This window comes from Microbacterium sp. NPDC078428 (assembly GCF_044542535.1).
Taxonomy (GTDB): domain Bacteria; phylum Actinomycetota; class Actinomycetes; order Actinomycetales; family Microbacteriaceae; genus Microbacterium; species Microbacterium limosum.
On the sequence record NZ_JBITUP010000003.1, the window covers coordinates 59772 to 79174 of the forward strand.

The 19403-nt window shown below is 70.0% G+C and carries 20 protein-coding genes, 1 tRNA gene and 1 other RNA gene; 15 read left to right on the top strand and 7 right to left on the bottom strand.

Going from position 1 to position 19403, the window contains the following annotated elements; translation table 11 throughout:
• Positions 1–22 precede the first annotated feature (22 nt).
• Positions 23–499, top strand: a complete 477-nt coding sequence (smpB, locus tag ACIGCK_RS06655) for an SsrA-binding protein SmpB (RefSeq protein ID WP_396665305.1) — start codon at positions 23–25, stop codon at positions 497–499.
• Between the two features lie 102 nt (positions 500–601).
• Here the strand turns inward: smpB and ACIGCK_RS06660 are convergent, their stop codons facing one another.
• Positions 602–1270, bottom strand: coding sequence for an SIMPL domain-containing protein (locus tag ACIGCK_RS06660; RefSeq protein ID WP_396664820.1), 669 nt, complete (start codon positions 1268–1270; stop codon positions 602–604).
• 165 nt (positions 1271–1435) lie between these two features.
• Between ACIGCK_RS06660 and ssrA the strand changes: the two genes are divergently transcribed.
• Positions 1436–1805: a transfer-messenger RNA gene (gene ssrA, locus ACIGCK_RS06665) on the top strand.
• A 155-nt stretch (positions 1806–1960) separates the two neighbouring features.
• On the opposite strand, the gene ACIGCK_RS06670 is transcribed toward ssrA, so the two are convergent.
• The 3 genes from ACIGCK_RS06670 to ACIGCK_RS06680 all read right to left on the bottom strand — a co-directional run bounded on the left by ACIGCK_RS06670 (position 1961) and on the right by ACIGCK_RS06680 (position 3805).
• Positions 1961–2317 carry an alcohol dehydrogenase catalytic domain-containing protein gene (locus ACIGCK_RS06670; RefSeq protein ID WP_396664822.1) on the bottom strand — a complete coding sequence of 119 codons (357 nt, stop codon included), beginning with the start codon at positions 2315–2317 and terminating at the stop codon, positions 1961–1963.
• A 76-nt stretch (positions 2318–2393) separates the two neighbouring features.
• The gene (locus ACIGCK_RS06675) at positions 2394–2969 is read right to left on the bottom strand and encodes a hypothetical protein (protein WP_396664824.1); all 576 of its coding nucleotides are present in this window, start codon (positions 2967–2969) and stop codon (positions 2394–2396) included.
• 5 nt (positions 2970–2974) lie between these two features.
• Positions 2975–3805, bottom strand: a complete 831-nt coding sequence (locus ACIGCK_RS06680; RefSeq protein WP_396664826.1) for an inositol monophosphatase family protein — start codon at positions 3803–3805, stop codon at positions 2975–2977.
• A 92-nt stretch (positions 3806–3897) separates the two neighbouring features.
• On the opposite strand from ACIGCK_RS06680, the gene ACIGCK_RS06685 reads away from it, so the two are divergent.
• The 3 genes from ACIGCK_RS06685 (at position 3898) to ACIGCK_RS06695 (ending at position 5263) form a co-directional block, all read left to right on the top strand.
• Positions 3898–3973, top strand: a tRNA-Lys gene (locus ACIGCK_RS06685).
• A 133-nt stretch (positions 3974–4106) separates the two neighbouring features.
• A complete protein-coding gene (locus ACIGCK_RS06690) occupies positions 4107–4469 on the top strand; it encodes a hypothetical protein (protein WP_396664828.1) in 363 nt (120 codons plus the stop codon).
• A 2-nt stretch (positions 4470–4471) separates the two neighbouring features.
• Positions 4472–5263, top strand: coding sequence for a nitroreductase family protein (locus tag ACIGCK_RS06695; RefSeq protein ID WP_396664830.1), 792 nt, complete (start codon positions 4472–4474; stop codon positions 5261–5263).
• 36 nt (positions 5264–5299) lie between these two features.
• Here ACIGCK_RS06695 and ACIGCK_RS06700 read toward each other — a convergent pair whose 3' ends face one another.
• Both ACIGCK_RS06700 and ACIGCK_RS06705 read right to left on the bottom strand, forming a co-directional pair.
• A complete protein-coding gene (locus ACIGCK_RS06700) occupies positions 5300–6349 on the bottom strand; it encodes a zinc-dependent alcohol dehydrogenase family protein (protein WP_396664832.1) in 1050 nt (349 codons plus the stop codon).
• Between the two features lie 116 nt (positions 6350–6465).
• Positions 6466–6723 carry a hypothetical protein gene (locus ACIGCK_RS06705; protein ID WP_330169713.1) on the bottom strand — a complete coding sequence of 86 codons (258 nt, stop codon included), beginning with the start codon at positions 6721–6723 and terminating at the stop codon, positions 6466–6468.
• 161 nt (positions 6724–6884) lie between these two features.
• Here ACIGCK_RS06705 and ACIGCK_RS06710 point away from each other — a divergent pair, with 161 nt between their 5' ends.
• The 9 genes from ACIGCK_RS06710 to serA all read left to right on the top strand — a co-directional run bounded on the left by ACIGCK_RS06710 (position 6885) and on the right by serA (position 17091).
• Positions 6885–8321 carry a trehalose-6-phosphate synthase gene (locus ACIGCK_RS06710; RefSeq protein ID WP_396664835.1) on the top strand — a complete coding sequence of 479 codons (1437 nt, stop codon included), beginning with the start codon at positions 6885–6887 and terminating at the stop codon, positions 8319–8321.
• Positions 8318–9136: a trehalose-phosphatase gene (otsB, locus tag ACIGCK_RS06715; protein ID WP_396664837.1), complete on the top strand. Its 819-nt coding sequence runs from the start codon at positions 8318–8320 to the stop codon at positions 9134–9136. The genes ACIGCK_RS06710 and otsB overlap by 4 nt, the downstream gene beginning before the upstream one ends.
• A 9-nt stretch (positions 9137–9145) precedes the next feature.
• Positions 9146–10867, top strand: coding sequence for a dihydroxy-acid dehydratase (gene ilvD, locus ACIGCK_RS06720; protein ID WP_396664839.1), 1722 nt, complete (start codon positions 9146–9148; stop codon positions 10865–10867).
• 48 nt (positions 10868–10915) lie between these two features.
• Positions 10916–12721: an acetolactate synthase large subunit gene (locus ACIGCK_RS06725; protein ID WP_330169709.1), complete on the top strand. Its 1806-nt coding sequence runs from the start codon at positions 10916–10918 to the stop codon at positions 12719–12721.
• A 2-nt stretch (positions 12722–12723) separates the two neighbouring features.
• On the top strand, positions 12724–13233 hold the full coding sequence (ilvN, locus tag ACIGCK_RS06730; RefSeq protein ID WP_396664842.1) for an acetolactate synthase small subunit: 510 nt from the start codon (positions 12724–12726) through the stop codon (positions 13231–13233).
• A gap of 84 nt (positions 13234–13317) precedes the next feature.
• Entirely contained in the window at positions 13318–14343 is a 1026-nt protein-coding gene (ilvC, locus tag ACIGCK_RS06735; protein ID WP_330169707.1) for a ketol-acid reductoisomerase, read from the top strand.
• A gap of 109 nt (positions 14344–14452) precedes the next feature.
• A complete protein-coding gene (locus tag ACIGCK_RS06740) occupies positions 14453–15001 on the top strand; it encodes a DNA polymerase III subunit gamma/tau (protein ID WP_396664844.1) in 549 nt (182 codons plus the stop codon).
• The gene (locus tag ACIGCK_RS06745) at positions 14998–15336 is read left to right on the top strand and encodes a bacitracin resistance protein (protein WP_396664846.1); all 339 of its coding nucleotides are present in this window, start codon (positions 14998–15000) and stop codon (positions 15334–15336) included. The genes ACIGCK_RS06740 and ACIGCK_RS06745 overlap by 4 nt, the downstream gene beginning before the upstream one ends.
• Positions 15337–15486: 150 nt before the next feature.
• On the top strand, positions 15487–17091 hold the full coding sequence (serA, locus tag ACIGCK_RS06750) for a phosphoglycerate dehydrogenase (protein WP_396664848.1): 1605 nt from the start codon (positions 15487–15489) through the stop codon (positions 17089–17091).
• A gap of 122 nt (positions 17092–17213) precedes the next feature.
• Here the strand turns inward: serA and ACIGCK_RS06755 are convergent, their stop codons facing one another.
• Positions 17214–17759 (bottom strand): TetR/AcrR family transcriptional regulator, encoded by a 546-nt coding sequence (locus tag ACIGCK_RS06755; protein WP_330169703.1) that lies wholly within the window; start codon positions 17757–17759, stop codon positions 17214–17216.
• Positions 17760–17852: 93 nt separating this feature from the next.
• On the opposite strand from ACIGCK_RS06755, the gene ACIGCK_RS06760 reads away from it, so the two are divergent.
• Complete coding sequence (locus ACIGCK_RS06760; RefSeq protein WP_396664850.1) at positions 17853–19403, top strand: MFS transporter; 1551 nt, start codon at positions 17853–17855, stop codon at positions 19401–19403.

The following is a 19403-nucleotide window of genomic DNA, read 5'->3' on the forward strand; positions in this document are numbered from 1 at the left end:
GGCGCAGATGCCGGAGGTCGTCATGGTGAAGGAACGCGGGGAGAAGGTCGTCGCGACCAATCGTCGTGCCCGCCACGACTACGCGATCGAGAAGACGTACGAGGCGGGCCTCGTGCTCACGGGCACCGAGGTCAAGTCGTTGCGGCAGGGTCGTGCGAACCTCACCGACGGGTACGCATACATCGACGGCGGCGAGGCGTTCCTGGACGCCGTGCACATCCCGGAGTATTCGCAGGGCCACTGGACCAACCACGCGACGAAGCGCACGCGCAAGCTTCTCCTCCACAAGGAGGAGATCATCAAGCTCTCCCACGCCGTCGCGGCGGGCGGATACACCCTCGTGCCGCTGAAGCTCTACTTCTCCGACGGCCGCGCGAAGGTCGAGATCGCCATCGCCAAGGGCAAGCGGGAGTTCGAGAAGCGCCAGACGATCCGCGAACGCGAGGACAAGCGCGAGGCCGAGCGCGCCATGCGCACGCGCAACCGCCTCGGGGAGTGACGGGCGCGGGCTCGCTCCCGACCGTGACGTCTGCGCGACCGAAGATTCGCGCGTGACCAGGCGCCGGGGGCGAGTCAGCGCATGCCGGCGCCCGGCGCCCCGTCAGCGCGCCGAGAACCGACCCTCGACGCTCACAGTCACGACGATCGGCTGCGGCTCGAACTGCACCGAGGGGCCGCCGGTGTCGGCGGACATCGCCATCGCACGCAGGGCGCGGGGTTCGGCCCGCTCCGGTCGATCGCCGCTCCTGAGGAGCAGCCCCTGATCGGCGATCTCAAGGGGTGTGACGGAGCCGCGGTCGATCGCGGCGGCGTACGCGGCCGCGCGAGCGAGCGCCTCTCGCACGGCCTGGGCCGCGGCATCCGCCTCGACCGCGCGACGCGTCTCGGGGGTCAGCTCCCACGTGATGCCGCAGATCTGCACGCCCTCCCGTTCGGACGCGGCGGAGACCCACCACGACAGTGCGGCGAAGTCGGCGAAGGTCGCCTCGAGGTCGACGGATGCGTGGTGGACGGGCGCGAGCTGGCGGCCCTCGGCGTTCCACGGGCGTTCCGACCAGACGGCTGCGCGCTGGCTCGACCATTCCGTCACGTCGCCGTCGGCGCGACGCGCGTCGAGCTCCTCGCGCAGCGGCGCGGTGAGCGCCGCGATCTTCTCGATGACGGGGCCGCGGGCCGGTCCGTCGCAGCGCACGCTCAGGTGAGCCGTTGCACGCTCGGGGGAGACACGCGCCTCGTGCTCGCCGCGGACGGTGATGATGACCTCGCTCATGCGGCCGAGCCTACGCCCGGCGAAACCCGGGCGGACGACGCGTCCTCGCGGCTCGGGAATGGTCGGGCGTTCGCTATCGTTGTATGCTGAAGGGCTCGGGCGGCATCCGCCCGGTACTCATAACTCCACAGCGTGCGAACAGCGGTTCCTTCGACGAAGGTTCACGGGGATGATCGGTTTCGACATCGCCTGCGAATCTGCGAGAAGCGGGCCGAGGATGCAGGGTTATCTCGTAAACGCTCCCTGCAAAACTATAAGTGCCGAATCCAAGCGCACTGACTTCGCCCTCGCTGCTTAAGCGAGCCCGATAGTCCGTCAGACCGTGGGTGATCCCGACACGGATCCTGGCGTCATCTAGGGATCTTGCTGCGCGACGATGCCTGAGCGTCGCGCGGGACTCTTATCAGGCTGGGCCCGTCGACTTAGGTGTCTGTGACAAAGGTCGGGGCCGAGCAGAACGCTCTTACAGACTGCGCCCGGAGAAGCCCCAGAGACACAGCGATGGACGGGGGTTCGATTCCCCCCATCTCCACGACCGCGGTTCGCACCGACCAGGGCCCGGTTCCCGCGCGCGTGACGCTCGCGGGGACCGGGCCTTCGTCGTTTCGCCTCCTCGCCTGTCACGAAACGTCGTCGACGCGGCCCCGCCCCGACGGTTCGCGACAGGCGAAGGGGCGGGCCGCGGGATCGTCATCCCGAACAGCTCGTGCCCGTATCCGTGTAGGTCGCGACGAGGTTCATGTTCGCGATCACGGTCACGACGTGCCCGATCACCTCGGCGCCGACGCGGAACCGCGCTGCGCCCGGTCCTGTGGCCACGACGATGCCGGCGAAGTCGCTGCCGGAGCCGCGGGGAAAAGGGTCGTCCCACTGCGTCTCGCGTGCTTCGCGGATGAAGGCGTCGATGTGATTGATGCCGGCCGTGACGACCTCGATCACGGCTTCGCCGTCCCCGGGCGGCGACAGGGGCCGCTCCTGCAGCCGCAGCACATCCGGGCCGCCGGTGCGGTCGTACTGGACGACCCGGGCGGCCGTGGGGATCTTCATGACGGGCCCGCCTCTCCGCTCGCCGTTGAACGGTTAAAGGCTACGCCCGCCGGAGACGGGTGAGGGCGGTCGGCGCCTAGACTCCCGGGCGCTCGATGACGAGCAGGCTCGACTTGCCGTGGGACACCGTGACCCACCCGTCGCCGAAGAGGTAGGTCATGCCGTAGCCCTCGGCATCCGCCGACACCAGGGTGTCGGGATTCTCGGTGACGTACACGCCCTCGGTGGAATCCTCGCGCACCCAACCCTGGTCGGCGAGCTCGTCCTGCGCGTCGGCGGCGAGTCCGGGCTCGAGCGGTGCCCACCCGTAGATCTGCACGTTGTCGGAGGCTGGGCTCTGGGCGTCTCCCCACGTGCACCAGATGCCGTCTTCGATCTCCTGCGCACCGACGCGGAAGACGTCTTCCTGGTAGGTCCACCCCGACTCCCCGAACGCCTCGACGACCGACGCGGGGATGAGGTTCTCGCACGTCACGCTCGCCGGGTCGACCGTCGGCACGGGTTCCGGGGTGGGGGTCGTCGTCTCGACCGGCGCCGTCGGGGTCGGGGGAGAGCCGGACTCTAGCGAGGGTGCCTGCTCGCCCGCGCACCCGGCCAGGATCAGGACGGAGCCGACCCAGGCGACCGCGGGCAGGAGGGGACGACGGGGCATGAGGCTCACACGGGGACGTGGTCGGAATGGAGGAAGGCGAGGAAGCTCTCGTGCAGCACCCCGTTGGTGGCGAGCGAGGAGCGCGCCGACAGCGTCTCGTCGCCCTCGAACGACGTGAATCGGCCGCCCGCCTCGGTGATGATCGGCACGACCGCGGCGATGTCGTACTCCTTCACGTCGAACTCCGCGACGAACTCGAGCCGGCCCTCCGCCAGGAGCATGTACGGCCAGACGTCGCCGTAGCCGCGGTCGCGCCAGACGCGGCGCGACAGCGCGACGAGGGCGGGCAGGTGGCCCGCGTCATCCCACTGTCGGATGCTCTGGAAGCTCACGCTCGCGTCCTCGATGCGGTCGATCCCCGACACATGCAGACGAGTCGGGGAGCCGCCCGCATCGACGGTCCAGGAGCCCAGACCCTCCGCGGCCCACCACCGGCGGGAGATGCCCGGCACGCTCACGACGCCGACGACGGGGCGGCCCTCCTCCGCGAGGCAGATCAGCGTTCCCCACATCGGGATGCCGCGCAGGTAGTTGGCGGTGCCGTCGATGGGGTCGACGATCCACTGCCGCGCCTGGTCGCCCTGTCGGCCGAATTCCTCACCGAACACGCCGTCGTGCGGACGCTCCGCCGCGAGGATGTCGCGGATCGCTCGCTCGGTGGCGAGGTCGGCCTCGGTGACGGGAGACGCGTCGGGCTTCGTCTCGACCGCCAGGTCGGAGGCGTCGAACCGAGCCATGGAGACCGCGTCCGCGGCATCCGCCATGCGCAGCGCGAGCGCGAGGTCGTCGGCGCGAGGGGGCGTCAGCGCGCCCGTCGGGGAAGCGGGGAGGGTCACCCGCCCAGGATACCCGCGGGTGGTCGTCCCGATTGGCGGCGAGCCGGTCGCGGGTGATAACGTTGATCCTCGGTGCGCGCGGCGCACCACTCGCACCTCTAGCTCAATCGGCAGAGCAACTGACTCTTAATCAGTGGGTTCAGGGTTCAAGTCCCTGGGGGTGCACCAGAAGGAAGGCCCGGGATCACTGAGCAGAATCAGTGGCCGGGCCTTCCGTCGTTCTCCGACCCGGATCGGGCGACATATGAACGCGACGGGCGAACTGATCCGCGAGATGTCCGGCGGGTAGAATCCCGAACCCATGGCGGTCACCCTGAAACCGACCCGATCCGACCCGCTGGGTGTTCGCGGATGGCTGGCCGCGGCATCCATCGGCTATATCGCGAACTGCGCGCTCGGAGCGAGCGTCGCGACGCGGCTGATCAACACGCACGAGATCCGCTGGGTTCACCATGCCCTGTTCACGACGACGGCCGCCCTCACGAGCGTGACCGCGGCCGCGGCGGGTGTCGCCCGCCGTCCCCGACTCGTCGCCCCGCTGTCCGCGGCGCTGGCCGTGCTGGCCCTCATCCCGTTCGTCGGCACACGCACCTGGCGCCACAGCGCGACCGCCCTGGCGGCGGCGCCGTTTTTCGTCGGGGCGATCATCGAATCCCGGAGGTAGGAATGGAATTCCTCGATGTGGTGCGTCGCCGGAAGACGACGAACGGCCCGTTGCTGCCGGATCCGGTGTCGGAGGAGCATCAGCGCCTGCTCATGGAGGTCGCCGGGCGGGCGCCCTCGCAGCTGAACAGCCAACCATGGCGATTCGTGCTCATCGAGCAGCGCGAGAGCATCGACGCGATCGCTGCGATCAGCGGCGAGAGCATGACGACGGCGATGTCGAACGGGACCTTCTTCGAGAGGTACAAGAGGTACTTCCGATTCAGCGCCGCCGAGATGCAGCGGCGTCGCGACGGAATGCTCTTCGACCGCCTCCCCGCACCCCTCCGGCCGTTCACGAGCCAGGTGTTCACGCCACGGGGACAGAAGATGATGAATGCGCTGCGCGTCCCGCAGACGCTGGGGGAGGAGAACCGCAGGCTCGTCGCGGGATCGCCCCTGCTCATGGCGGTGCTGCTCGATCGGACCGAGAACCGCACGGGCGAGCTGTCGTCGTTCTACTCGATATTCAGCATGGGCGCGGCGATGGAGAACGTCTGGCTCGCCACCGTCGAGCTCGGGATGGGAATCCAGTTCGTGTCGTTCCCCATGGAGGTCCCGGGCAACTGGGAGCGCATCGAGCGGCTGCTCGAGGTGCCGGACACGCTCGACCTGATGGCCGTGTACCGCCTCGGCTACCTGCCCCCGAATGCCCGGCGGCCTCCGATCGACTGGTCGAGTCACGAGCGCAAGCTCCCGTCGCAGTATGTCTTCCGCGACACGTGCGCGACCCCGCAGAACGGGTGGGACGACTGATCTCGACCGAACGCCGGGCGAGCGGATGCCGTGGCGTCAGGGCTGCAGCAGCACCTTGATCGCTCGGCGCTCGTCCATCGCGGCGTAGGCTTCGGCCACATCGGCCAAGGGGAGGGTGAGGTCGAAGACACGACCCGGCTGAACGACCCCGCCCCAGACATCCGGCAGCAGTTCCTCGATGTAGTTGCGGACGGGCGCCACGCCACCGCGCAGGGCGACGTTGGCCCCGAAGAGCGACTGCACGGGGACGGAGTTGCCCTCGGCCGGAACGCCGACGAAGCCGACGGTGCCGCCCGGCCGGACGGTCGCGACAGCCTGTTCCATGCTCGCGCTCGTCCCGACGCACTCGAGAACGGCGTCGGGTCCGATCCCGTCGAAGAACGCCTTCGCCGCGTCCACCCCCGCCTCGCCCCGTTCGGCGACGACGTCGGTCGCGCCGAATTCACGCCCGAGCGCCTGGCGGGACTCGTGCCGGGACATCAGCACGATGCGCTCTGCGCCGAGCCTCTTCGAGGCGAGCACCGCGCAGAGGCCGACGGCTCCGTCGCCGATCACGACGACGGAGGTGCCGGGGCCGACCCCGCCGGAGAGCGCGGCGTGGTGACCGGTGCCGAAGACGTCCGACAGCGTCAGCAGATGCGGGATCAGGGCTTCCGACGGATATCCGGGGGTCTTCACCAGGGTGCCATCGGCGTGGGGGACGCGGACGAACTCGCCCTGTCCGCCGTCGGCGAACCCGCCGAAGTGGTCGCGCGAGCCCCACCATGAGAGTTCGAGGCAGGAGGTCGAGACGCCGTTCGCGCAGTTCACGCACGTCATGTCGCAGTCGTAGAAGGGCGCGATGACGAAGTCGCCGACCGAGACGCGCTCGACGTCGTCGCCGATTGCCTCCACGACGCCGACGAACTCGTGGCCGGTGCGCGAGCCGGCCTTGGGCGCGCGCACGCCGCGATAGCTCCAGAGGTCCGAACCGCAGACGCAGGCGGCGACGACCCTTACGATCGCGTCGCGTCCCGTGCTGAGCACGGGGTCGGGCACCTCTTCGAGTCGGATATCACCGGCAGCATGGATCGTCGTCGCTCGCATCTCGTCCACGCTACCGTGGTGCCGGCATTCAGGCTGCCTCGTCCGCGATGATCGCGCGCGTGGGGCGAAGGCGAGGGCGTGGCCCTCTACTCACCCGGTGAACGCGGGATGTTGCGTCAGCGCTCACCCTGCACGCGGCCGCGAAGAAGCTTCTTCTCCTTGCCGTGAACGGGGGAATCGTCGGGTATCGGGCGGCCACGGGTCGCGCGCCTGGTGTCGACGATCGATCCGATCGCGAGCGCCAGGCTGATGCCCCAGCTTAGCCACGCAAGGGCGGTCCGCCAGGTGAAGGTGCCCGCGCGCGCCGACCGCAGCAGGGTGATGCCGCCGGTGACGGCCGAGATGATGCCGGTGCCGAACACGTACTTGCGCATGACGGCAACGCTACCCGCAACGCAGCCAGCGGCCCCACGGTAGCGCCCTCGGGCAGTCTCTGGCATGCTTCGCTCCCGCTCGCAAGCCCGGGAGTGCGGGGGAGCGGCCCGATACCCTGGAGGCTCACGACATCCCGCCCATCCCCGGAAAGAGGCAACCCGTGACCTCCGCTCAGACCCCCGACCTCGCCGATCTGGTCGTCGTCGCGAACCGCCTCCCCGTGGACCGCGGTGACGACGGCGAGTGGAAGCGCTCGCCCGGAGGCCTCGTCACGGCGCTCGAGCCGATGATGCGTCGCGCAGACGGGGCGTGGGTGGGCTGGCCCGGAAAGCCCGACCTGGATGTCGAGCCCTTCGAGTTCGACGGCACGCACCTCGTGCCCATCACGCTGACGGAAGAAGACGTCGAGCTCTACTACGAGGGCTTCTCCAACGACACGATCTGGCCGCTCTACCACGACGTGATCGCCGCGCCCCGCTACCGCCGCCAGTGGTGGGATGCCTATGTGCGCGTCAACCGTCGCTTCGCGGAGGCGGCCGCAGCCGTCGCCGCCGACGGCGCGACAGTGTGGGTGCAGGACTACCAGCTGCAGCTCGTGCCCATGATGCTGCGCGAGCTGCGGCCCGACCTGACGATCGGGTACTTCCATCACATTCCGTTCCCTGCATACGGCCTGTACTCGCAGCTGCCCTGGCGGCGTCAGGTGCTCGAGGGTTTGCTGGGTGCCGACGTCATCGGCTTCCAGCGGGTGGCGGATGCCGGGAACTTCGCCCGGGCGGTGCGACGTCAGCTGCGCTACGACACGAAGGCGTCGGGCATCACCGTCCCGCAGCCCGATGGCACGACGCGCACCGCGCTGGCCAAGGCGTTCCCGATCTCGATCGACGCGGAGTCGTACGCCGCGCTCGCCCGGGACCCGAAGGTGCAGGCACGCGCCCGGGAGATCCGGGAGGGCCTCGGCAACCCGCGCAAGATCCTTCTCGGCGTCGACCGCTTGGACTACACGAAGGGCATTCGCCACCGGATGAAGGCGTTCGGCGAGCTGCTGGAGGACGGGCGGGTCGAGGCATCCGACGTGACGCTCGTGCAGGTCGCGAGTCCCAGCCGCGAGCGCGTCGAGGCGTACGCGCAGCTGCGGGACGAGATCGAGCTCACCGTAGGGCGCATCAACGGCACCTACGACACCACGGGTCACACCGCCATCCGGTACCTCCATCACGGGTATCCGCGGGAGGAGATGGTCGCGCTCTTCCTCGCCGCCGACGTCATGCTCGTGACCGCCCTGCGGGATGGCATGAACCTCGTGGCGAAGGAGTACGTCGCCTCCCGGATCGACAACCGGGGGGCGCTCGTGCTGAGCGAGTTCGCCGGCGCGGCCGACGAACTCGGCAGCGCCCTCCTGATCAACCCCCACGACATCGTGGGCATGAAGGACACGATCCTGCGGGCGCTCGACATGCCCGGCGCCGAGCAGGGCCGGCGCATGCGCGCGCTCCGACGTCGCGTGTTCGAGAACGACGTCGATGCGTGGTCGCGTTCGTTCCTCGCGGCCCTGGAGCAGGCCCGGGGACGCACCGAGAGCGCGGCGCACGCGTGAGCGCCGCCGCACCCGCCGGATCGCCCGAGGCTCGAGCGCTGCTGGCGCGGGTAGCGGCGACACCGCACCTGCTCGTCGCCCTCGACTTCGACGGAACGCTCTCCTACCTGAGCGACGAGCCGATGAGCGTGCGGGCGCTGCCCGAGTCGGCCGAGGCGGTGCGCTCCCTCGCCGCCGCACCGGGTACCGACGTCGCCTTCGTCTCGGGCCGGACCCTCCACGACCTGAGGGTGATCGCGGAGCACGACGACGATTCCCCTTTCCACCTCGCGGGATCGCACGGCGCCGAGTTCTGGCACCCGCGCGGGTCCTCCGTCCGCGACGATGCGAGCGTCTCGCCGGTGGACGAAGACCGGCCCGACGTGGCGGACGAGGTGCTGGCGGCCGTAGAGGCAGCCGTCGAGACGCTCGATGGCGCGTGGATCGAGCGCAAGGAGTTCGGTTTCGGCCTGCACACCCGGCTGGCGAACGCGGCAGACACCGATCGCGCGACGAGCGCCGTCGACACGATCGTCGCGGAGCGCGCACCCGCATGGCGCCGGCGCACGGGACGCGACATCCTCGAGTTCGCGTGGCGGCACGAGGGCAAGGATGCCGCGGTCGCGGCCCTGCGGGAGCAGCTGGCGGCCACCGCGGTGCTGTTCGCGGGTGATGACGTGACCGACGAGGACGCGCTGCGCAGCCTGCGGGATACCGACCTCGGGATCAAGGTCGGCGCGGGGGAGACCGCGGCGGCCGTACGTGTGGAATCCCCCGCAGAACTCGCCCAGGTCTTGTCGCAGCTGGCGCGAATGCGCTCCGCGGCGCAGGAATAGACTTTGGGCATGGCCCACCCCTCTGACCCGTCTTCCAGCGCGCCCGTCGACATCAAGCCCCGCAGCCGTGTCGTGACCGACGGCATCGAAGCCACCACCTCGCGCGGCATGCTGCGCGCGGTGGGAATGGGCGATGCGGACTGGGAAAAGCCCCAGATCGGCATCGCGTCGAGCTGGAACGAGATCACCCCCTGCAACCTGAGCCTGGACCGCCTCGCGCAGGGTGCGAAGGAGGGAGTGCACTCGGGCGGCGGATATCCGCTGCAGTTCGGCACCATCTCCGTCTCGGACGGCATCTCGATGGGTCATGAGGGCATGCACTTCTCGCTCGTCTCGCGTGAGGTCATCGCCGACTCCGTCGAGACCGTCATGATGGCCGAGCGTCTCGACGGCAGCGTCCTGCTGGCCGGCTGCGACAAGTCGATCCCCGGCATGCTGATGGCGAGCGCCCGCCTCGATCTGTCGAGCGTCTTCCTCTACGCCGGCTCGATCGCGCCGGGCTGGGTCAAGCTCAGCGACGGCACCGAGAAGGACATCACGATCATCGACTCGTTCGAGGGTGTCGGTGCGTGCCTGTCGGGCCGCATGAGCGAGGCCGACCTCAAGCGCATCGAGTGCGCCTTCGCGCCCGGCGAGGGTGCCTGTGGCGGCATGTACACGGCCAACACGATGGCCTCCGTCGCGGAGGCCCTGGGCCTCAGCCTGCCCGGCTCCGCGGCCCCGCCCTCGGCCGACCGCCGCCGCGACTACTTCGCCCACCGCTCCGGCGAGGCGGTCGTGAACCTGCTGCGCCAGGGGATCACGACGCGCGACATCCTGACCAAGGAGGCGTTCGAGAACGCCATCGCCCTCGCGATGGCCCTCGGCGGCTCGACCAACGTCGTGCTGCACCTGCTCGCGATCGCTAACGAGGCCGAGGTGGACCTCGACCTGCACGACTTCAACCGCATCGGCGACAAGGTCCCCCACGTGGCCGACATGAAGCCGTTCGGCAAGTACGTCATGAACGACGTCGACCGCCATGGCGGCATCCCGGTCGTCATGAAGGCGATGCTGGATGAGGGCCTGCTGCACGGCGACGCCCTCACCGTGACGGGCAAGACGCTCGCCGAGAACCTCGCCGACCTGAACCCCGACCCCGTCGACGGCACGGTCATCCACCGCTTCGACGACCCCATCCACGCCTCCGGCGGGCTGACGATCCTGCACGGCTCGTTCGCGCCCGACGGCGCCGTCGTCAAGACCGCCGGCTTCGACGCGAGCGTGTTCGAGGGTCCGGCCCGCGTGTTCGAGCGAGAGCGCGCCGCGATGGACGCCCTCGAGGCGGGGGAGATCTCGGCCGGCGACGTCGTCGTCATCCGGTACGAGGGCCCTAAGGGCGGTCCGGGGATGCGCGAGATGCTCGCCATCACGGCCGCCATCAAGGGCGCGGGTCTCGGGAAAGATGTACTACTCTTGACAGACGGACGATTCTCAGGCGGCACAACCGGCCTGTGCATCGGCCACATAGCACCCGAAGCGGTGGACGCCGGTCCCATCGCCTTCGTGCGCGATGGTGATCTGATACGGGTCGATATCGCGGCTCGCACTCTCGACCTACTCGTCGATGAGGCAGAGCTGAGCTCCCGCCGCTCTGGCTGGGAGCCCCTGCCCCCGCGCTACACCCGAGGCGTTCTGGCCAAGTACTCCAAGCTCGTGCGTTCCGCCGCGGAAGGCGCCGTCACGGGGTAACCGCGGCCACCCCATCCCGCTCGATCTCTCGCGGAGAGGAATCCCACCATGCCCGCCGAATCTGCCACGGCCGTTCCCCGGCCGCCCGCCCGGACCGCATCCGCGCCCGTGCTCACGGGCGCCGAGGCCGTCGTCCGCTCACTGGAGCTGCTCGGCGTCACCGATGTCTTCGGCCTTCCGGGCGGGGCGATCCTGCCCGTCTACGACCCGCTCATGGACTCCACCGGAGTGCGCCACATCCTGGTGAGGCACGAGCAGGGCGCAGGGCACGCCGCCGAGGGCTACGCCGCGGCATCCGGCCGGGTGGGCGTCGCGATCGCGACGTCCGGCCCCGGCGCGACCAACCTCGTCACGGCGATCGCCGACGCGTACATGGACTCGGTCCCCATCGTGGCCATCACCGGTCAGGTCTTCAGCAACCTGATGGGCACGGACGCCTTCCAGGAGGCCGACATCGTCGGCATCACGATGCCGATCACGAAGCACTCCTTCCTCGTCAAGACGGCCGAGGACATCCCCGGCGCGATCGCGGCGGCGTTCGAGATCGCCTCCACCGGCCGGCCCGGCCCCGTGCTCGTCGACATCACGAAGGACGCGCAGCAGGCCGAGGCGCCCTTCGTCTGGCCTCCGCGCATCGACCTGCCCGGGTACCGCCCGGTGACGAAGGCCCACGGCAAGCAGATCCAGGCGGCTGCCCAGCTCCTCGCGACCGCGAGCAAGCCGGTGCTGTACGTCGGGGGCGGGGTGGTCCGAGCGCGGGCGGCCGAGGAGCTGCTGCGCCTGGCCGAGGCGACCGGTGCGCCGGTCGTGACCACCCTGATGGCCCGCGGCGCCTTCCCCGACTCGCACCCTCAGCACCTCGGCATGCCGGGCATGCACGGGACGGTGCCGGCGGTGCTCGCCCTGCAGGAGGCGGACCTGCTGGTCTCGCTCGGTGCCCGCTTCGACGACCGCGTGACCGGCAAGGCGGCGCTGTTCGCCCCCAAGGCGCAGGTGGTGCACGTCGACATCGACCCGGCCGAGATCTCCAAGATCCGTACGGCGGACGTGCCGATCGTGGGCGACCTGAAGGACGTCCTCGTCGACCTCGACGCGGCGTTCGCGGGCGCCACGACCGAGGGCCGCGCCGACATCTCCGAGTGGTGGTCGTACCTCGACGGGCTGCGTGAGGAATTCCCCCTGGGATACTCGCCCACGAGCGACGGGCTGCTCGCCCCGCAGTACGTGATCCAGCGCATCGGCGAGCTCACCGGCCCCGAGGGCGTCTACGCCGCGGGCGTCGGCCAGCACCAGATGTGGGCGGCGCAGTTCATCAAGTACGAGCGCCCCAACGCGTGGCTCAACTCGGGCGGCGCCGGCACGATGGGCTATGCGGTCCCCGCAGCCATGGGCGCGAAGGTGGCCGAGCCGGAACGCGTCGTCTGGGCGATCGACGGCGACGGCTGCTTCCAGATGACCAATCAGGAGCTCGCGACCTGCGCGATCAACAACATCCCGATCAAGGTCGCCGTGATCAACAACTCCTCGCTCGGCATGGTGCGCCAGTGGCAGACGCTCTTCTACTCCGGTCGCTACTCCAACACCGACCTGAACACCGGGCACGACTCGATCCGGATCCCGGATTTCGTCAAGCTCGCCGAGGCGTACGGCTGTCTCGCGTTGAGGGTCGAGAGGGAAGAAGACGTGGATGCCGCGATCCGCACGGCCCTGGAGACGAACGACCGCCCGGTCGTCATCGACTTCGTCGTGAGTGCCGACGCTATGGTGTGGCCGATGGTGCCGCAGGGCGTCAGCAACAGCTACGTCCAGTACGCCCGCGAGCACTCGCCGTCCTTCGGCGAGCAGGAGGACTGATCGTGAGCACGCACGTCCTGAGCCTCCTCGTGGAGGACAAGCCCGGTCTGCTGACGCGCGTGGCGGGGCTGTTCGCCCGCCGCGGCTTCAACATCGAATCGCTGGCCGTCGGGGTGACCGAGGTGCCCGGCCTGTCGCGCATCACGGTCGTCGTCGACGTCGATCAGCTGCCGCTCGAGCAGGTGACGAAGCAGCTCAACAAGCTCGTCAACGTCATCAAGATCGTCGAGCTGGACCCCGCCTCGTCGGTGCTGCGCGATCACGTGCTGGTGAAGGTGCGCGCCGACAACGCGACGCGCTCCAATGTCATCGAGGTCGTCAATCTGTTCCGCGCGTCGATCGTGGACTACGCGGCGGATGCCCTCGTGATCGAGGTCACGGGCGACCGCGGCAAGGTCGAGGCCTTCCTGCGTGCCGTCGAGCCTTTCGGGGTGAAGGAGCTGGCGCAGTCCGGCCAGCTCGCGATCGGCCGCGGCGGCAAGAGCATCACCGAGCGCGTCCTTCGCGGCTGAGGATCCGCGCCGCCCGCCCACCGGTCGTTGGGCGAGCGCGGCGAGACGTAACGACCACCGCTTCCGAATCAAGGAGAAAACCCCATGGCAGAGATCTTCTACGACGCCGACGCCGACCTCTCGCTCATCCAGGGCAAGAAGGTCGCGATCGTCGGCTACGGCTCGCAGGGCCACGCTCACGCGCAGAACCTGCGCGACTCGGGCGTCGAGGTCGTCATCGCCCTCAAGGACGGCTCGAAGTCCACGGCCAAGGCCGAGGAGGACGGGTTCGAGGTCAAGAGCGTCGCGGATGCCGCGGCGTGGGCCGACCTCATCATGATCCTGGCGCCCGACCAGCACCAGCGCTCGATCTACAACGACCACATCAAGGACAATCTCGCCGCGGGCAAGACCCTCGCGTTCGCGCACGGGTTCAACATCCGCTTCGGGTACATCGAGGCACCCGAGGGCGTCGACGTCATCCTGGTCGCGCCCAAGGCGCCCGGACACACCGTGCGTCGCGAGTTCGTCGCGGGCCGCGGCATCCCCGACATCATCGCCGTCGAGCAGGACGCGTCGGGCCAGGCCTGGGACATCGCCAAGTCCTACGCGAAGGCGATCGGCGGCACCCGTGCCGGCGTCATCAAGACCACCTTCACCGAGGAGACCGAGACCGACCTCTTCGGCGAGCAGGCGGTGCTCTGCGGTGGCGTGTCGCAGCTGGTCCAGTACGGCTTCGAGACGCTGACCGAGGCCGGCTACCAGCCCGAGATCGCGTACTTCGAGGTGCTCCACGAGCTCAAGCTCATCGTCGACCTGATGTGGGAGGGCGGCATCGCGAAGCAGCGCTGGTCGGTCTCCGACACGGCGGAGTACGGCGACTACGTGTCGGGCCCCCGCGTCATCGACCCGCACGTGAAGGAGAACATGGCCGGCGTGCTCGCCGACATCCGCTCCGGCGCCTTCGCGGAGCGCTTCATCGGCGACCAGGACAACGGCGCCGTGGAGTTCCGGGAGCTGCGCGAGAAGGCCGCGTCGCACCCCATCGAGGCGGTCGGCAAGGACCTTCGGGCGCTGTTCGCGTGGAAGCAGCAGGACTCCGACTACGTCGAGGGATCCGCCGCGCGCTGATCCGACACTGACCAGCCGTTCCCATCCGGCACGGCTTTCGCCCGGTCGTCCCGTCCCCGCATCAAGGGGCGGGGCGGCCGGGTCTGTCGTTGCGGGCTACGCTGGATCCGTGACCACCGGACGCGAGGACGACGCACTCTCCTGGGACGGCGACGACGACCCCACGCTCGTCACCTCGCCCCGGGAGGACGCCGTCCGGTCCGCCTCGCCGGCCGCACCCGAGGACGAGCTGCCCGCCGGCTGGCGTGCAGTGGGCACGGGGAGCGACGGTGCCGCGAGCGCCGACGGCGCCGGGGACCGAGGGCCCGCCGAGGAGAGCCCGGTGGATGCCGCGGCGCCCGCCGAGGCGGAGGAGCCGGCAGGGCTCGGCAATGCGTCCCTCGTCGCGCTCGGCGTGCTGGGCGGGGTGTACCTGCTCTTCGCCGTGGGCTGGCTTATCGGCGGCCTGCGGCTCCAGGGGCAGTACCGGGTGCTCGTTACCGACGCGATGTACCAGGGCGCGCTGTGGCTCGCCGCGGCGGCGCCCCTCATCTGGTTCGGCACCGTCCTGTTCGCCACGCGCGGCGGTCGAGCATGGGCGCGCTGGGCGTGGCTGACCGCGGGAGCGGTCCTCCTCGTGCCGTGGCCCTTCATCATGATCGGAGCGGTGGGCGCATGAGCGCAGTGGGATCGGACGACCGGCGCCGCACCCCGGTGTGGATCCTCGTCGCTATCGGGGGAGTGCTCGGCCTCTTCTACGCCTACGCGATCTGGCAGGCGATCGGCAACACCGTGGCGGCGGCTCAGATCGGGTTGAACGGCCTCGGCTGGCTGATCTGGATCTTCGCGATCCTGATGCCGGCCATCGTGTTCGCGTGCGCTTTCGCGCTCTCGTGGCGCCGCGGCACCGGCACCTACGCGCTCGTCCTGCTCACGGGGCTGGCGCTGGTGGGCGTGTTCTGGCTCAACGTCGTCGCCTATACGAGTCTGAACACCTCGGCCGTGATCGGATGAGGCCGCGTCGCACGCGCTGCGTCACACGGTCAACGGCCCCCCGGCGCAGCCGATAGGCTCATTAGGCCTCGCCCCCTTGGCGTGCGGCGCGGCATCCCTGCACCGCCCTGCGCCGCGCTCACCCGCCGGCGTGCGTCCCGAAGGATCCCCGTGACGAAGCCTGTTGTGCTGATCGCCGAAGAACTCTCGCCCGCGACGATCGATGCGCTCGGTCCCGATTTCGACGTCCGATACGTCGACGGAACCGACCGCCCCGCGCTGCTCGCGGCGCTCGGGGAGGCGCATGCGGTACTGGTGCGCTCCGCGACGAAGGTCGATGCGGAGGCCCTAGCCGCGGCCCCGGTCCTCAAGGTCGTCGCGCGCGCCGGGGTCGGTCTCGACAACGTCGACATCAAGGCCGCAACGGCCGCGGGCGTCATGGTCGTGAACGCGCCCACCTCGAACGTGATCTCGGCGGCCGAGCTGACCGTCGGTCACATCTTGAGCCTCGCCCGTCGGATTCCCGCGGCGCACGGTTCGCTCTCCGCCGGGGAGTGGAAGCGCAGCTCGTTCACGGGCACCGAGCTCTACGAGAAGACGGTGGGAATCTTCGGACTCGGCCGCATCGGCGCGCTCGTCGCCGAGCGCCTGCGGGCCTTCGGCGTGCGGGTCGTCGGTTACGACCCTTACGTCACCCCGGCGCGGGCGCAGCACCTGCAGGTCGAGCTGCTCTCGTTCGACGACGTCCTGCGCGAGAGCGACTTCGTCACGGTGCACATGCCGAAGACACCCGAGACCACGGGGATGATCGGCGCGACGCAGCTGGCCGCCATGAAGAGCTCCGCCTTCGTCGTCAACGTCGCTCGCGGCGGCCTGGTCGATGAGGACGCGCTGTACACCGCGCTCACGACCGGCCAGATCGCCGGTGCGGGTCTCGACGTCTTCTCCACCGAGCCGCCGGCAGAGGACTCGCCGGCCCGCCGTCTGCTCTCGCTTCCCAACGTGGTCGTGACGCCGCACCTCGGCGCCAGCACGGAGGAGGCCCAGGAGAAGGCGGGCGTCTCTGTCGCCAAGTCGGTGAAGCTCGCGCTCGAGGGCGACCTCGTCCCGGATGCCGTGAACGTCGCCGGCGGCGTGATCGACCCGTTCGTGCGCCCCGGCATCGCGCTCGTCGAGCAGCTCGGCCAGTTCTTCGCGGCGCTCGCGCCGAGCGCTCTCACGAGCCTCGACATCGAGGTGCGCGGCGAGCTCGCGGCCTACGACGTCAGCGTGTACCGGCTCGCCGCGCTCAAGGGGATCTTCACGAACATCGTCAGCGAGAACGTCTCGTACGTGAACGCTCCGCTCTTCGCCGAACAGCGCGGCATCGAGACCCGCATGATCGTCGAGTCCGAGAGCCCGCTCTACCGCAACATCACGGTGCTGCGCGGCTCGCTGGCCGACGGGAGCGTGCTGACGGTGGCGGGCACGCTCGCCGGCACGCGCATGGTTCCCAAGGTCGTCTCGATCGACGGCTACGAGATCGAGGTGCCGATCGCGCGCCATCACGTGGTGATGCGGTACGCCGACCGCCCGGGGATCGTCGCGATCTACGGCAAGAAGCTCGGCGACGCGCAGATCAACATCGAGAGCCTGCAGGTGGCCCACCCCGACGCGAGCGGGCGCGCCCTCTCGGTGCTCACGGTCGACAGCCAGGTGCCCGAGCAGATCCTCGACGAGCTGCGCGAGGCCGTGGGCGCCGACCTGTTCCGCCAGATCGAGATCACCGAGGCCTGACGCCCCCCCCGCGTCCTCCCCGCCCGCGAGACACCATTTCCGCGCCGACACACCACGCATCACGTGGTGGCTCGCCGCGGACGTGGTGTTTCGCACGGTGACGAAGGCAGTGGATGCCGGGGTCAGCGCCCGGCGGAGGACTCCACGAGCGCGATGAGCGCGTCGAGCTCGGCGCCCTCGGGCACCGGGCCGGACACGGATCCGACGGTGAGGGCGTTGTTGAAGTAGAGGCCGTCGCTGACGAGCATGATCAGCTGCAGCGCGGTCTCGTCGCGGGCGTGGGGGCGCAGCGCGTCCTCCCACAGCACGCGCAGCTCGCGGATCGCGGCGCCCGCCGTGGGATGACCGTTCTGTGCGAGGCGGGAGACGGCGACGATCACACGGTCGAGCGGGGAGTCGGTCATGATCGATGTGCGCATGAAGGCCGCGACGGGTCCTTCGGGGGAGCCCTTGATCTGCTCGATGTCGTCGGCGGACAGCACCCGCAGCCGCTCGAGCAGCCCCTCGACGAGGGCGTCCTTCGACGAGAAGTGGTAGAGCAGTCCGCCCTTCGAGACGCCGGCTGCGCGCGCCGTGGCATCCAGCGTGGCGGCGCGCTCGCCCTCGTCGATGACGAGGGTCTCGAAGGCGTCGAGCACGCTCTCGCGCGCGCGCGGCGGTCGGCTCATGGTCTCGATCGTATCCGCCGTGGCGGCGTGGACGCGGGGGAGGGCATCCTGATACTATACCGACTGGACGGTTTACAAACGAGCGACGGAATCATGGCTCTTCACACGATCGACATCCCCCTCGCGTCCGGCGTCTCCGAGCGCGTCGGCTGGCGCGGCTGGGTATCGCTGGCCGTGCTCATGCTCCCCGTGCTGCTCGTCTCGGTCGACAACACGGTTCTGAGCTTCGCCCTGCCGCAGATCGCGCTGGATCTCGCGCCCACGAGCGCTCAGCAGCTGTGGATCATCGACGCCTATCCGCTCGTGCTCGCGAGTCTGCTCGTGACGATGGGGACGCTGGGCGACCGCTTCGGCCGCCGCCGCCTGCTCCTCATCGGTGCGACGGGGTTCGGCATCCTCTCGGTGCTGGCCGCTTTCGCGCCGACGGCGGAGCTGCTGATCGCCGCCCGCGCCGGCCTCGGCGTCTTCGGGGCGATGCTCATGCCCTCGACGCTGTCGCTGCTGCGCAGCATCTTCCGCGACCGCGAGCAGCGCCGGCTCGCGATCGCGGTGTGGGCCGCGGGGTTCAGCGCCGGCATGGCCCTGGGGCCGATCGTGGGCGGGTTCCTGCTCGAGCACTTCGCGTGGGGCTCGGTCTTTCTGCTCGCGGTGCCCGTGCTCGTCCCGCTCCTCGTCGCCGTCCCGCTGCTCATCCCCGAGAGCCGCGACCCCCGCCCCGGGCGTATCGACCCGATCAGCATCCTGCTGTCGCTGGCGACCATGGTGCCCGTCGTGTACGCGATCAAGTCCCTCGCGGTCGAGGGTTTCACGGGACCGGCCCCCTGGCTGCTCGCCCTGGGCGCCGTCGCCGGGGCGCTCTTCGTGCGCCGGCAGCTGCGCGCGGCCGACCCCATGCTCGACATGGCGCTCTTCCGCCGCGGCACGTTCAGCGGTGCGGTCCTGGTGAACCTCCTGAGCGTCATCGGGTTGGTGGGCTTCCTCTACTTCGTCGCGCAGCACCTGCAGCTCGTCCTCGAGCTCAGCCCCATGGAGGCGGGCATCGCGCTGCTGCCGGGCCTCGCCGTCATGATCGCCGCCGGTCTCGGCGTCGTGCCGCTCGCCCGTCGACTCCCGGCCCGCATCCTCGTGCCGGCCGCGCTCTCGCTGTCGGTGCTCGGCTACCTGATCGTCGCCCTGACGACGGACGCGCAGAGCCTGTCGATGCTGATCGTCGCGTTCATGACGCTCGGGGCGGGCATCGGCATGGCCGAGACGGTGTCGAACGAGCTGATCCTCTCGAGCGCGCCCGCCGCGAAGGCGGGAGCGGCGAGCGCCGTCTCCGAGACGGCGTACGAGCTGGGCGCGGTGCTCGGCACGACCATCATGGGCGGCATCCTGACGGCGTACTACCGCGCCGCGCTGGATCTGCCCGTCGGCATCCCCGCCGTCGCCGCCGATGCGGCACGCGAGACGCTCGCGGGAGCGGTGAACGCGGCGGATTCGCTCGAGCCCGCGATGGGCGCCCAGCTCCGGGACGCCGCGGCCCACGCCTTCGACGGGGGAGTCGTGATCACGTCGCTCATCGGCGCGGGCCTGATCGTGCTCGCCGCCATCGTCGCGGCCGCTAGCCTGGGAGGGTCCCGCCGGATCGTCCCCCAGGAGTAA